Annotated in this window: 9 protein-coding genes; 3 read left to right on the forward strand and 6 right to left on the reverse strand. The window is 69.1% G+C overall.

Features of this window, described 5'->3' with window-relative positions; all coding sequences use genetic code 11:
* Positions 1-208 precede the first annotated feature (208 nt).
* From Q8O14_02805 to Q8O14_02815, 3 genes are all read left to right on the forward strand, one after another.
* Positions 209-8,809 carry a glucoamylase family protein gene (locus Q8O14_02805; GenBank protein ID MDP2359671.1) on the forward strand — a complete coding sequence of 2,867 codons (8,601 nt, stop codon included), beginning with the start codon at positions 209-211 and terminating at the stop codon, positions 8,807-8,809.
* A 112-nt stretch (positions 8,810-8,921) separates the two neighbouring features.
* Complete coding sequence (locus Q8O14_02810; protein MDP2359672.1) at positions 8,922-9,359, forward strand: hypothetical protein; 438 nt, start codon at positions 8,922-8,924, stop codon at positions 9,357-9,359.
* Positions 9,360-9,524: 165 nt separating this feature from the next.
* The gene (locus tag Q8O14_02815) at positions 9,525-10,883 is read left to right on the forward strand and encodes a sodium:alanine symporter family protein (GenBank protein ID MDP2359673.1); all 1,359 of its coding nucleotides are present in this window, start codon (positions 9,525-9,527) and stop codon (positions 10,881-10,883) included.
* A 119-nt stretch (positions 10,884-11,002) separates the two neighbouring features.
* Here Q8O14_02815 and Q8O14_02820 read toward each other — a convergent pair whose 3' ends face one another.
* The 6 genes from Q8O14_02820 to Q8O14_02845 form a co-directional block, all read right to left on the reverse strand.
* Positions 11,003-11,734 (reverse strand): pirin family protein, encoded by a 732-nt coding sequence (locus Q8O14_02820; GenBank protein MDP2359674.1) that lies wholly within the window; start codon positions 11,732-11,734, stop codon positions 11,003-11,005.
* An 85-nt stretch (positions 11,735-11,819) separates the two neighbouring features.
* Positions 11,820-12,299, reverse strand: coding sequence for a hypothetical protein (locus Q8O14_02825; protein MDP2359675.1), 480 nt, complete (start codon positions 12,297-12,299; stop codon positions 11,820-11,822).
* Between the two features lie 50 nt (positions 12,300-12,349).
* Complete coding sequence (locus tag Q8O14_02830) at positions 12,350-12,499, reverse strand: lmo0937 family membrane protein (GenBank protein ID MDP2359676.1); 150 nt, start codon at positions 12,497-12,499, stop codon at positions 12,350-12,352.
* Positions 12,500-12,584: 85 nt separating this feature from the next.
* Positions 12,585-12,779, reverse strand: a complete 195-nt coding sequence (locus Q8O14_02835; GenBank protein ID MDP2359677.1) for a CsbD family protein — start codon at positions 12,777-12,779, stop codon at positions 12,585-12,587.
* A 58-nt stretch (positions 12,780-12,837) separates the two neighbouring features.
* Positions 12,838-13,719 carry an OmpA family protein gene (locus Q8O14_02840; protein MDP2359678.1) on the reverse strand — a complete coding sequence of 294 codons (882 nt, stop codon included), beginning with the start codon at positions 13,717-13,719 and terminating at the stop codon, positions 12,838-12,840.
* Positions 13,720-13,771: 52 nt separating this feature from the next.
* Positions 13,772-14,137 carry a DUF4398 domain-containing protein gene (locus Q8O14_02845; GenBank protein MDP2359679.1) on the reverse strand — a complete coding sequence of 122 codons (366 nt, stop codon included), beginning with the start codon at positions 14,135-14,137 and terminating at the stop codon, positions 13,772-13,774.
* Positions 14,138-14,514: the final 377 nt, after the last annotated feature.

Genomic DNA, 14,514 nt, shown 5'->3' on the forward strand with positions numbered 1-14,514 from the left:
GCCGGGCGTGGCGCCGGCCCGGAATTTGCGCCGGATCCAGTGTGCAGGCCGAGCCGGCCATGGGATGCCTCGTCGCGCAACCGCCGCCTTGTCGCGCGGCTGGGAGACATGGGTGGGATCATCGGGAAGGACAGGCGGTGGCGGACTTCCACGGCTCTGGCGCCGCTGGGGGAGGGATGCGTCGGGTGTGGAGGCGGCCGGCGGGAGAGTGCCGGCGGTCTTCGGCGGCGAAGAACCGCCCCTGCGGGCGGAGCTGTTCAGCGTCGAGCAGATGGAGCGGCACGGAGCGCGGCTTGCCGCCACCCACCAGCTGAGGCGGGGACGCGTGCCGGATCAGCTGCTGTCCAGGCTGGCCGGGAATGAGCGGGTGCTCGGCGACACCTGTGACCTGCTGGCCGCGGCGGTTGCCGGGAAACACCGCATCACGCCCGCCGGCGAATGGCTGCTCGACAACGTCCATCTCATCCAGGAGCAGATCCTCACGGCGCGGCGCCACCTGCCCAAGGGTTACAGCCGCGAACTGCCCAGCCTGGCCGAAGGCGTCTCGGCCGGGCTTCCCCGCGTCTACGACATCGCGCTCGAGACGATCGCGCATGGCGATGGGCGGGTGGACCCTGAGACCCTGCGCCGCTTCATCGCGGCCTATCAAACAGTCGCCACGCTCCGGCTGGGCGAGTTGTGGGCCATTCCCATCATGCTGCGCCTGGCCCTGATTGAAAATCTGCGCCGCGTCGCCGTGCGGGTCGCCGCCGGCCGGGCGGACCGCGACCTGGCCGTCAGTTGGGCCCGCCGCCTGACGGAGATCCTCCGACAGGATCCGAAGAACCTGATCCTGGTGATGGCCGACATGGCCCGCTCCCTGCCACCCATGACCACGCCCTTCGTTTCGGAGCTGGCCCGCCGCCTGCAGGGTCGAGGCGCCGCCCTGGCCCTGCCCCTCACCTGGATCGAGCAGCATCTGGCCGAGTCGGGCCTGAGCATCGAACAGCTGGTGCGTTCCGGCAATCAGCGGCAGGCGGCCGATCAGGTCTCGATCAGCAACAGCATCGGCAGCCTGCGCCTCCTGTCGACCATGGACTGGCGCGAGTTCGTCGAGGGGATGAGTCTGGTCGAGGAGGTCCTGCGCGAGGATCCGGGCGGGGCCTACCCCCGCATGGAGTTCGCCAGTCGCGACAACTACCGGCATGTGGTCGAGCGGGTGGCCAAGACGGGCGGACTGCCGGAGGAGATGGTGGCCCGCCACGCCCTCGACCTGGCCCGGGATGGCGCCGAGCGACACGGAGCGGGGCACCGCACCGCCCACGTGGGCTATCACCTGATCGACCAAGGGCTGACCGGGCTGGAACAGGCCACCGGTGCGCGCCTGCGTCTCGCCGCCCGCCTCCGGCGCCAGGCGGCCCGCGCGCCCTTGGCGCTCTATCTTGCCGCCATCTCGCTCATCACCTTGTCGGCGACCACGGGTTTGGCCGCATTGGCGCGGGCGGACGGCCCCGCCGGTTGGATCCTGCCACCTGTCATCCTGCTGGCGCTCCTGGCGGCCAGCCAGCTGGCGGTGGCGGTGGTGAACTGGCTGGCCACCCTGCTTGCCTCGCCGCACATGCTGCCACGCATGGACTTTTCCGCCGGCATTCCACCCGCATCGCGCACTCTGGTGGTCGTCCCCACCCTGCTCACCCACCCGCAAGGCATCGACCACCTGGCCGAAGCCCTCGAGGTGCGCTTCCTGGGCAACCGCGACCCCAACGTGCTGTTCGGCCTGCTCACGGATTTCCCCGACGCGGAGGCCGAGGAACTGGCCGGCGACGGAGAGCTGCTCCAGCAGGCCCGGGAACGCATCGAGAGCTTGAATGCCCGTTACAAGAACGGGGATGAGGGCTCTTTCTTCCTCTTCCACCGTCCGCGCCGCTGGAATCCCCACGACCGGACATGGATGGGCCACGAGCGCAAGCGCGGCAAACTGGCGGATCTCAACCGCCTGCTGCGTGAAGGCGACGAGCGCGGCTTCTCCCTGGTGGCCGGGCCCCGGGCGATGCTGGCCGGCGTGGTCTACGTGATCACCCTGGATACCGACACGCTCCTGCCCCGCGACGCCGCCCGCCGCCTCGTTGGCTCGATGGCCCATCCGCTCAACCGGCCTGTCTACAGCGAGACCCTGGGACGGGTCATCCAAGGCTACGGCATCCTCCAGCAGAGGGTGAGCGCCAGCCTGCCCGGCGCCGGCATGTCGCTCTACGCGCGCCTGCACGGCGGCGAGCCGGGGATCGACCCCTACACGCGCACCGTCTCCGACGTGTATCAGGACGTGTTCGGGGAGGGATCCTTCATCGGGAAGGGGATCTATGAGGTCGAGACTTTCGAGCGGTCGTTGCGCGGCCGCCTGCCGGAGAACCGCATCCTCAGCCATGACCTGCTCGAGGGCTGCCATGCCCGCTCGGGCTTGCTCAGCGACGTCCAGGTTTTCGAGGAGTACCCGTCCCGCTATGGCGCCGACGTGGACCGCCGCACCCGTTGGATCCGCGGTGATTGGCAGATCGCCTCCTGGCTGCTGCCGCGCGTGCCCGGTCCTGACGGTCGATCCCGGCCCAACCCGCTCTCGGCTCTCTCGCACTGGAAGGTATTCGACAACCTGCGCCGCAGCCTGGTGCCCGCCGCCCTGACTCTGCTGCTGCTGTTGGGGTGGACAGTGTTCGCCGCCGCCGGCTTCTGGACGCTGGCCGTGCTGGGCGTGCTGGCGGCTCCGCCCGTGCTCGCCATCCTGCTTGATGCGATCCGCAAACCGGCCGAAGCCCAGGCCGGCCAACATCTGGCCCTTGTCGCGCACGCCGCCCGCCGGCGCATCTTCCAGACGGGACTCAACCTGTCCACGCTGCCCCACGAGGCGTGGTACAGCCTGGGGGCGATCCTGCGCACCGTGGGGCGACTGTGCTTCACGCACCGTCGACTGCTGGAGTGGAACTCGTCAGGCGAGCAGGAGAAGCAGAGTCGCGGCGATCTCGCCACCTCGCTGCGCAGCATGGCCGCCGGTCCCCTGCTCGCGGCCGGCACGGCCGCCTGGCTGGCCATCTCCGCTCCGGCCACGCTGGCGGTGGCTGGCCCCGTCCTCCTCCTGTGGCTGGGCTCCCCTTTCATCACCTGGATGATCAGCCGGCCCGTCCCTCAGCATGAAGCCCGGCTGAGCGAGGCGCAGCGCCGCTTCCTCGCTCGCACGGCCCGCAAGACCTGGGCCTTCTTCGAGACCTTCGTCGGCGCGGGGGACAACTGGCTGCCTCCGGACAACCACCAGGAATACCGTGAAGCCACCCTGGCGCACCGCACCTCGCCCACCAACATGGGGCTGTCCTTGTTGGCCACCCTGGCCGCCCACGACTTCGGCTACCTGACGGCCGGACAACTGCTCGAGCGCACCGCCCGGACCCTGGAGACGATGGCGGGCCTGGAGCGCCACCGGGGACACTTCTACAACTGGTACGACACCATCCTGCTGAAGCCCCTGCCGCCAGCCTACATCTCCACCGTGGACAGCGGCAATCTGGGCGGCCATCTGCTCACGCTGCGGGCGGGCCTCCTCTCGCTGCTCGACCGCCCGATCCTTGGGGATCGATGGCTGGACGGCGTGCTCGACACCCTGGAGATCCTGGAGGAGTCGGCGGGTGACGACGCGTCCGCCCTTGCGGGCGCGTTCCGGCAGGAGGTCGCCTCCGCGCTGCGCCAACGGCCGACCTCCGTGGCGGAGACGCGAGATCTGCTGGAGGAGCTCAGGCAACAGGCGGGGGCGATCGCCCAGGATCGGCGGGTCGAAGCGGCGGGCCGGGCGGGCTGGTGGTCCCGGACCCTGGCCGACCAGTGCGAGGCGGCGCATGACGAGCTGGCCCTCCTCTCCCCCTGGCCGGAGCCATCCGCCGGCGGGAGCGGGAATGGGAGGATCCCCACCCTGGAGGCGCTGTCCGGGCTGGTCGCGACCGCCGGGCCGCTTGCCCAGTGGCAGCAGCTGGACCTGGCCATCGGGCGCGCCCGGATCCGCATCGCCGAGATCCGGCGCCTGGCGCGTCTGGCCGGCGAACTGGCGGAGATGGACTACAGCTTCCTCTACGACAGGTCATCCCACCTGCTCAGCATCGGCTACCGCGTCGACGAGCGACGACTGGACGGGAGCTGCTACGACCTGCTCGCCTCCGAGGCGCGCCTCGCCGTCTTCGTGGCCATCGCCCAGGGACAGGTGCCCCAGGAGGGCTGGTTCGCGCTGGGACGCCTGCTCACGACCGCGGGCGGCGAGCCGACCCTCATGTCGTGGAGCGGCTCCATGTTCGAGTACCTGATGCCGCTGCTGGTGATGCCGACCTTCGAGCACACGCTGCTGCATCAGACGGCCCGGGCGGCGGTGGCGCGGCAGATCGAGCATGGTCGGCAACTGGACCTGCCCTGGGGCATGTCGGAATCGGGCTACAACACGGTGGACGCCCAGCTCAACTATCAGTACCGAGCCTTTGGCGTGCCGGGGCTGGGATTGAAGCGCGGCCTGGCCGAGGATGTCGTCGTGGCGCCCTATGCGACGGCGCTGGCGCTGATGGTGGCGCCGGAGGAGGCGTGTCGCAACCTGCAGCGCTTGTCCGCCGCGGGCGCGGAAGGATCCTTCGGATTCCACGAGGCGATCGACTACACGCCCGCTCGCCAGCGGCGAGGAGAATCCCAATCCCTGGTCCGCTCCTACATGGCCCACCACCAGGGCATGAGCCTCCTGGCCCTGGCCCATCTGCTGCTGGATCGGCCCCTGCAGCGGTACTTCACATCCGAGCCGATCTTCCAGGCCACTCTCCTTCTGCTGCAGGAGCGCATTCCCCGCAGTGCGACGATCCACGCCCTGCCGGCGGGACCCGAGGGCCAGCCACACGGGGCCGGCCCGCCGGAAATGTCCTATCGCGTGCTGAGCCAGGTGGATGCGCCTGTTCCGGAGGTGCAACTGTTGTCCAACGGCCGCTACCATGTGATGGTGACCCACGCCGGTGGCGGCAGCAGCCGCTGGATGGACCTGGCCGTCAGCCGCTGGCGCGAGGACGCCACGCGGGACGCCTGGGGCATCTTCTGCTATTTGCGCGACGTGGAGAGCGGCACCGTCTGGTCCACCACGCATCACCCGACCCGTCGACGCGCCGAGCACTACGAGGCGATCTTCTCCGAGGGACGCGCCGAGTTCCATCGCCGCGACCGCAAGGATGGTTTCGATTTCGAGGCCCACACGGACATCGTGGTGTCGCCGGAGGATGACATCGAGCTGCGCCGCGTCCGCATCACCAATCGCGCCGCCGGATCCCGCACGATCGAGATCACCACGTACGCGGAAGTGGTGCTGGCGCCCCAGGTCGCCGACGAACTCCATCCGGCCTTCAGCAATCTCTTCGTGCAAACGGAGATCATCCCCGGGAACCGCTTGATCCTCGCCACCAGGCGGCCGCGTTCCCGCGACGAGCGGGTGCCGTGGATGCTCCACCTCCTGGCCGTGCATGACGCGGTGGCCACCGACTATTCATGCGGAACAGACCGCGCCCACTTCCTGGGCCGGGGCCGGGACACCTCCGCGCCGCGGGCGCTGGACGCCGGCGGGGAGCTTGACGGCCGGCAGGGATCCGTGCTGGACCCAGTGGCGGCCATCCGCTGCCGCATCACCCTGGAGCCGGAGCAGACGGTCACGGTGGACCTGGTCTACGGTCTCGCCGTCGGTCGCGAGGAGGCCCTCGCCCTGGCCGGCAAGTATCAGGACCGCCGGCTGGCCGACCGCGTCTTCGAGCTGGCCTGGACCCATGCCCAGGTGGTGTTGCGCCAGATCAACGCCCGCGAGGCGGACGCCCAGCTGTACTGCCGCCTGGCCAACACGATCATGTACTCGCACGCCTCCCTGCGTGCCGACCATGGCGTGCTGGCCGCCAACCGCCGCGGGCAGTCCGGCCTGTGGAGCTACGCCATCTCCGGTGATTTGCCCATCGTCCTGGTGCGCATCGCCGACCTGGACAACATCGACCTGGTGCGCCAGCTGATCCAGGCCCATGCCTACTGGCGCCTCAAAGGCCTGGCGGTGGATCTTGTCATCTGGAACGAGGACCGCGCCGGCTACCGGCAGGTGCTGCAGGACCAGATCCTGGGGCTGGTGGCCGGGGGGCGGGAATCGACGGCCTGGGAGCGCCCGGGGGGAGTTTTCGTGCGCTCGGTGGAGCAGATCGCCGAGGAGGACCGCCTGCTCTTCCAGAGCGTCGCCCGGGTCATCCTCAGCGACAGCCGGGGAAGCCTGGTGGAACAGGTCGACCGCGGCCCGGCGGCCCTGCCGGACCCGCCGCGGTTGGCGCCAGCGCGCACCCATCGGCCCGGGCGGCCGACCTCAAGCAAGACGCACCGGCCGGATCTCATCCTTGGCAACGGGATCGGCGGTTTCACGCCGGATGGGCGCGAGTACGTCATCACCACCATGCCCGGGCAGTTGACGCCGGCGCCCTGGGTCAACGTCCTGGCCAATCCATTCTTCGGCACCGTCGTCTCGGAGAGCGGCCAGGCCTACACCTGGGGGACGAACGCCCATGAGTACCGGCTGACGCCCTGGCACAACGATCCGGTCTCCGACGCAGGCGGGGAGGCCACCTACCTGCGCGACGAGGAGAGTAGCCATGTCTGGTCGCCCACGCCGCTCCCCCGACGCGGATCGACGGCCTATGCCTGCCGCCACGGATTCGGCTACAGCGTGTTCGAGCACGTGGAGGAGAGCATCCGCTCCGAGCTGTGGGTGTTCGTCGACATGGCGGCGGCGGTCAAGTTCACCGTGCTCAAGGTGCGCAACGAGTCAGACCGTCCGCGCCGGCTGTCGGCGACGGGCTATGTGGAGTGGGTGCTGGGCGACCTGCGGACGAGGGCGGCCCGGCACGTGTGTTGCGAGCTTGATGCGGCCAGCGGCGCCATCCTGGCGCGCAGCCACTACAACACGGAGTTTCCGGGCCATGTCGCCTTCTTCGACGTGGACGAGGCCGAACGCACTTTCACCTGCGACCGCGCCGAGTTCATCGGGCGCAACGGCAGCCTGGCGAACCCGGCCGCCCTGGGCCGCACGCATCTGTCGGGCAGGAGGGGCTGTGGACTGGATCCCTGCGCCGCCATCCAGGTGGCCTTCGAGCTGGCCCCTGGTCAAGAGCGGGAGATCAGGTTCCGCCTTGGCCTGGCGGGCGGGCCGGGGGAGGGCGATGTCAGCCGCCTGCTGCTCCGCCACCGCGGCGCCGATGCCGCGCGACGGGCGCTCGAGGGTGTCTGGCAGTATTGGAACCACACCCTGGGGGCTGTCCAGGTCGAGACCCCCGACTCCCGGCTCAATGTCCTGGCCAACGGCTGGCTGCTCTATCAGACGCTGGCCTGCCGCATGTGGGGCCGCAGCGGAGCCTACCAGTCAGGCGGCGCCTTCGGCTTCCGCGACCAGCTGCAGGACGCCATGGCCCTGCTCCATGCCGAGCCGCGGCTGCTGCGCGCCCACATCATCCTGTGCGCAAGCCGGCAGTTTCTCGATGGGGATGTCCAGCACTGGTGGCACCCGCCCTCCGGGCGCGGTGTGCGCAGCCATTGCTCGGACGACTACCTCTGGCTGGTGCAGGCCACCTGCCACTATGTGGAGGGCACGGGCGACACGGGCGTGCTGGATGAAGCCTCATCCTACCTGGAAGGACGTCCGCTCAATCCGCACGATGAATCCTACTACGACCTGCCCGGGCACTCCGCCGTCGTGGAGAGCCTCTACCAGCATTGCGTGCGGGCCATCCAACGAGGACTGGCGGTGGGCGCGCATGGACTGCCCCTGATCGGCTCCGGCGATTGGAACGACGGCATGAACCGGGTGGGCATCGAAGGCAGGGGCGAGAGCGTCTGGCTGGGATTCTTCCTCTGCGACGTGCTGCGCAGATTCTCCCCGCTGGCGCGTCGGCGGGGTGACGCGGCCTTCGCCGACCGGTGCGACGAGTCGGCCGCGCAGCTGCGCGCCAACCTCGAGCGGCACGCCTGGGATGGCGCCTGGTACCGCCGCGCCTGGTTCGACGATGGCACCCCCCTGGGCTCGGGGCAGAACAGTGAATGCCGGATCGACTCGATCCCGCAGAGCTGGTCCGTCCTCTCCGGGGCCGGTTCCGCCGACCATGTCCGCCAGGCGATGGAGGCCGTGGACGAGCGGCTCGTGCGACGCGACCAGGGCATCGTGCAACTGCTGGATCCACCCTTCGACAAGACGGAACTCGATCCCGGCTACATCAAGGGATATGTGCCCGGAGTGCGCGAGAACGGCGGCCAGTACACCCATGCCGCCATTTGGGCGGCCATGGCCTTCGCCGCCCTGGGAGACCGGCGGCGCGCCTGGGAACTGGCGGCGATGATCAACCCGGTCAACCATGCGGCCTCGCCGGAGGCGATGGAGAGCTATCTGGTGGAGCCATATGTCATGGCGGCGGACATCTACGCCGTGGCGCCGCACACGGGCCGGGGCGGCTGGACCTGGTACACGGGTTCGGCCGGGCTGATGTATCGCCTCCTGGTGGAATCCCTGCTGGGCCTTCGCCTGGAAGGGGATCATCTGCATCTGGCGCCGCTCCTGCCGGCGCACTGGCCGGGAGTGACCATCCACTACCGCCACCGGGAAACGGTCTACCACATCGAGGTCGAGCAGGTCGCCGCCGACGACGCGCGGCACGGCGGGCCGCGGATATGGGTGGACGGCGTGGAGCAGGGGCAGGGCGGATTCCGCCTGGTCGATGATCAGCGGGAGCATGCGGTGACAGTGCGCGTCCCGGTGGTCTGAGGTCGCGGCGCCTCTCGGATGGGCGATTGGGGCCGGCCTGGAAAACGGTGGACGGCAGCGACCCCCGCACCATCCTACCTTGGCACGGTCATCACCGGGAGGACCCTGCGCCATGCCCCTCAGCCTGACTCTCAGCCCCGCCCAGGCCGCCATCCACGACGGGGACGACGAGGCGGCGCGCCACGACCAGCTGGAGGCGCTCCTCGCCCACGCCCGGCGCCTGAGCGCCCGCCACGGCCAGGCGGGCGTCTTCCTCGAGTACGAGGGGGTGGAGCTGCTTCACCCGGACGGGCGCGTCCTGGCCGTGGTCGAGGCCGATCCCTGGGCCCCCGAGCAGAAGGAACTGGCCCGGCGCATCTTCGCGGCGGCCGACGGCGAGGACTTGGTTGCCCGCCCGACGGTGGAGGCCATCCTAGACGTGGAGCGGGAGTCCGCCCCGGCCGATTGGCGCCGCGCCCAGCCCGGTCTGCTGCTTGCCGAGCGCCTGGGTTGCTGGCAGGCCTACGCCAGCCTGTGCGACCAGCATCGGCCGGCCGCGGACGACGAGTAGCGCCTGCGCCGATCCGCGAGCGACGGATCTGATCGACCCGCTTCACCCGCGTGGCCTCCGGTCTTGGCCCGGCGGTCCGGCTTCCTTTCCTTGGGGCGGGATCGCGCCACCCGGCACGGCCCCGGTCACACCATCCCATGCCCACGGTTCAATAAGGAGGCGCCCATGGAGCGGCTGGAAGCCCTGTTGTCCACCCTGAGCGGCCTCGTATGGGGTCCGCCCCTGCTCGTTCTCCTCCTGGGGACGCACCTCCTCCTCACCATCCGCCTGCGCTTCATCCAGCGCCACATCATGACCGGGATCCGCATCTCCCTGGAGCGCTCGGGGCAGGGCGCCGGGGAGATCAGCCAGTTCGGCGCGCTGACCACGGCCCTGGCCGCCACGGTGGGGACGGGCAACATCGTGGGCGTGGCCACGGCCGTGGCGGCGGGCGGTCCGGGGGCCGTGCTCTGGATGTGGCTGACCGGCGTCTTCGGCATCGCCACCAAGTACGCCGAGGCCCTCCTCGCCGTGAAGTACCGGACAAAGGCGGCGGACGGCAGCATCGTGGGCGGTCCCATGGTGGTGCTCGAGCGCGCCCTGGGCCTCAAATGGCTGGGCGTCGTCTTCGCCGCCCTCACCGCGGTGGCGGCTTTCGGCATCGGCAACATGGTGCAGGCCAATTCCATCGCCGGCTTGGCGCGGGACAGCCTGGGCGTCCCCGTCTGGCTGACCGGCGGCGTGCTCGCCCTGCTCACCGGCGCCGTCATCCTGGGCGGCATCCGCGGCATCGCCCGCGTCTGCCAGGTGGTGGTGCCCATCATGACCGTCCTGTACGTGCTGGGCTGCCTCGCGCTCCTGCTGCTCCACGCCGGCGGCCTGCCGGACACGGTGCGTCTCATCCTGCGTTCCGCCTTCAGCGGCCACGCCATGGCGGGCGGCTTCCTGGGCGCCGGAGTGCGCGAGGCGCTGCGCTTCGGCGTCGCCCGCGGCCTCTTCTCAAACGAGTCGGGCCTGGGCAGCGCGCCCATCGTCGCCGCCGCGGCGCAGACGCGCAATCCGGTGCGCCAGGCCCTCGTCTCCGCCTCGGGCACCTTCTGGGACACGGTGGTGGTCTGCGCCCTGACCGGCCTGGTCGTGGTCAACTCCGGCGCCTGGACCACCGGGGCGACCGGCGCCGGCCTGACGCGGGCCGCCTTCGCGGACCTTCCCGTCGTCGGTCCCTTCATCCTCAGCTTCGGCCTCCTCACCTTTGTCTTCACCACCATCCTGGGGTGGAGCTACTACGGGGAGCGGGCCGCCGAGTATCTCTGGGGGCCGCGCGCCGTGGCGCCCTACCGCTGGCTGTGGACCTTGGCCGTGCTGGGGGGCGCCAGCCTGTCCCTGCCCGCCGTCTGGAACCTGGCGGACATCGCCAACGGCCTGATGGCCATCCCCAATCTGGTCGCCCTCCTGCTGCTGCAGGGCGTGCTGGTGGCCGAGACGCGGCGCTGGCTGTGGAGCGGTTGTTTGGACGAGCACGCCGAGGATGAACAAGCCTCATGAAGCATGCGCGGGTCGGTGGCTGTGATCGCGGGGACAAGCGGGTGGAACAGGGACGCGGGGGACGCCGGTGGATGGGGGCAGAACGCGGTCGGGCAGCCTGTCCCCGGCCTGAACCACCATCAGTGCCGGCGGTTCCGGGCGGGAGGAGGTGGTGGACCCATGTCCAGCAGCAGGACCTCGCTGTCCCCACGCGCCGTGAAGGACAGGGTGGGTTCCTTCGACGCCCCGGCCCCGTCGCCCGTGGTCAGTAGGTGATCCCCCAGCGCCACCTCGCCCTGCACCACATGCAGCCAGGCCATCCGGCCCGCGGCCAGCTCATGCACCACATGCTGGCCGACCTCGAGCAGGGTCGAGTAGATGAGGGTGTCCTGGTGGATGCGCAACGATCCGCCGCGCCCATCGGGTGAGACAACGAGGCAAAGCCGGCCCCGGCGGTCGGCGATGGGGAAGCGCTTCTGATCGACCGATACCTGCAGCCCCACCTCGGTCGGCACCAGGTCCAGGCGCAGAACGTGTGCCCAATCGGTCTGCGAGGCGTTGCGGTCCTTGTGGCGGACCAGTGGGCCAAGGCTGGCCAGTTGGAATTCGCCGGCCAGCACGATGCCCGATTTCCCGGCCGAGTCCTCCTGCGCCAGGGATCCTTCGCGCACGTAGGTCATCACTTCGGCTTCCTGGCGCGGATAGGGCGCGATGGTGGCGCCGGGCGGCAAGCGGTTCTCATCCAGGGTGCGCAGGGTGCCGAAACCCAAGGCCAGCGGTTCGGCGCCGCTGGCGGGGTAGAAGGTCAGCCAGACCTCATGGTGGCGTCGCCGGTCCTGGCGGCGTTCACCCGCGCGACGCAGCGAAATCATGGTGCGCTCCTTCCCGGTCTGGTTGAAGCCTGATGCTGCATCGGCGTGGCGGGCGGCGGCGCCCGCCCACGCCGACCCGGGGGGATCAGGGCTCGATCTTGTCACTCAGCCACTGACGCGTGTTGTCGTAGGATTTCTTCAAATCGAGGTAGGCCGATTTGAAGCCGGCCCTCACCTTGTCCCAGCTGGACTCGTCCGCGCTCTCGGCCAGGTCCAACTGACGCTTGGCCTCCGTCCACTGCGCCCGCACGGCGGCCAGTTGTTTCCTTGCCTCGGCCCTGGTCGCTCCGGTGGTGCGATCGACCTTGCCGTTCAGGCGGTCCATCTCGGCCTGCATCTCCGCCAGCTCGGCCTTCATCCGCGTGACGAATTCGGCCTTTTGGGTGTAGGTGTATTCCAATTCGGCCTGGCGGGCAGCCTGCAAATCGGCCTCAGCCTGCTCGACCTTTGCTGCGGCGATCGCGGTCTCCCGCTCCAGGGCCGCTTGCTTCTCATCCTGCTTGGCGCAGCCCATCGCGACGATGAGGACGAGGCAACAGGCCAGCACATACTTGTAGGTCTTCATACCAGTATCTCCCCTTGAGTCGCCCTTGCGACCCCTGATTACGCACCGACTCACACGATGCGGCGGCCCTGGATCAGCCGAATGACCACCGCCACCACGGCGAGCACGAGGAGGAGGTGCACGAATCCACCCATCGTGGTGGACGACACCATTCCCAGCACCCACAACACGAGCAGCACCACTGCAACAGTCCACAACATGATGATCTCCTTCCCGGTTAGGATCGGGCGCGCAGCACGGCCATGGCTTGGCTACGCTGCCACGCCCTCTCCCCACACAGCATCCCTATTCCCGATTGGCCGCGTCCAGCTTGTTCTGGATTGCCTCGCGCGTGTCGCCGTATTTCTGCTGGATCAAGCCATAGAGCTTGTCCGCGGATCCCTCGGCCTTCATGAAGTCGTCATCCGTGAGGCCGCCCCAGGCGATTTTCGCCCTGCCCTTGAGCTGCTCCCACTTGCCCGCCACTTGATCCTGGTTCACGGGATCCCCCTTTGTCCATTGCTGGTCACATGGTGCACCATTGCGCCTCTGGTCGATGCTATTCCTGGGACGTGCGCTGCACCGGCTCGACAATGATCTCGACGCGGCGGTTGTTGGCCCGCCCCTCGGCATTGGTGTTGTCGGAGATGGGGCGACCTTCTCCCAGGCCCCGGGTCTGGATGCGACTCGCCGCGTAGCCCTTCTGCACCAGCACGTCGCGGATGCGGTCGGCACGAGCTTGGGAAAGGGCGAGGTTGTGGCTGTCGGAACCCTGCGAGTCGGTGTGTCCCTCAATGATGAGGTTGCGCTCACCCGTGGTCAACAGCACGTCCGCCACCTGGTTGATGCGCGTCCGGGCCGCGGGCAGCAGGGTGGACTGGTTGGACGCGAAGAGCACGCTCCCGGAGATGGTGATCACCCGGCCGCGGGCCTCTTCCGTCACGGCGGCCAGATCGGCCAGGGCCTGGGCTGTCTTGGCCTCGGCGGCAAGACGCGCCTCCTGCTCATTGGACAGGCGTTCGCGGGCCAGCTCGCTCTGACGTTGCGACTCGGCCAAGGCCTTCTGCGCCTTGTTCAGGTCCTCCTGGGTTTGCTTCGTGATGTCCGTCTGGGTCGTCTGCAGGTCGGTCTTGGCCTGGGCCGTGCGCTTCTGCTCGAGAGCGATGGAGACGGACGCCACGGCGATCTCCGCCCGGCGCTGGGCCACGTAGGCCAGGTCGCGTGTCACGAAGGACTTGGGGCTTTTTTCGAAGGACTTCTCGGCCAGCAGGAGCGCCTGCTGTGCGTTGTGCAGCTCCACCGGCGCCACCTCGGCCGCCTGTCCGGTGTTGGCGCGCCGGTAGGCTTCACGGGCGCCGGTCAGTTCGTGCGGCACGGTTGCCGCGCAGCCGGCCAGGATGGCGGCACCGGCGGCGAGCATGACCAGTTGACTCGTTCTCATGGATCCATTCCTTTCAGTTCAATTGGTGGCAGGTCCCTGGCCGGACCAACTGCTAGCGCCTGCTCTGCCGAAGCTTGCGCACCCGCTCGATGGCGGCGAGCGCTTCCGCCTTCTCGGCGTCCTCATGCGACAGCATCACGGCCAGCTCGGCGTCGGCCTCGGCCCGCAGCAGCATGGACGCGGCCTCTTCATGGTCATTCTTGGCCGCCAGCGACCTGGCGCGCTCCAGTCCCTCCTTGGCCAGCTGCAGGTAGAGCGCGGCCTGCGGCACATCCGCCGCGCCCACCGCCTCGGCGGCGCTGATGCCCGAGGTCGAGGCCTCGGTGCGCAGCGGCGTGGTGGAGCATCCCGTGGCGATGACCGCAACCACGACGGCCGCGGCAAGCGCCTTGATGCCGAATTTTGAGTTCCTGTTCATGGAGTCCCCCTTGTTGTGTTTCAGTTCTCCGGGCCTCGGCTGGGCCGGGGCATCGCACATGCCCGTGTTGCCGGCTGGCTGTCCGGTGCGGCGCGTCCACCGCCGGCTCCAGTCGCACCGGTCGCTACGGTGGACTGGAGCCGGGGTGATTCACACCAACTGGACCCACAGAGGCAGGGTTGCTGCCTTGCAAGCAAGCTTGTTGCAGTATTCGGGCCAGAATTTGGACGTGATGATGAGCATGTACATTCGACTTCTGTTTCATGTGATGCGATGAATATTCGATCAAAATGATTTAGCTTCTCCCTCGATTTGGAGAAAGGAAAACGCCATGAGAGTGGAGGACCTGGATCACAAGGAGCTGTTGGAACTGGATC

It is taken from the genome of bacterium, from assembly GCA_030685015.1.
Taxonomy (GTDB): domain Bacteria; phylum CAIWAD01; class CAIWAD01; order CAIWAD01; family CAIWAD01; genus CAIWAD01.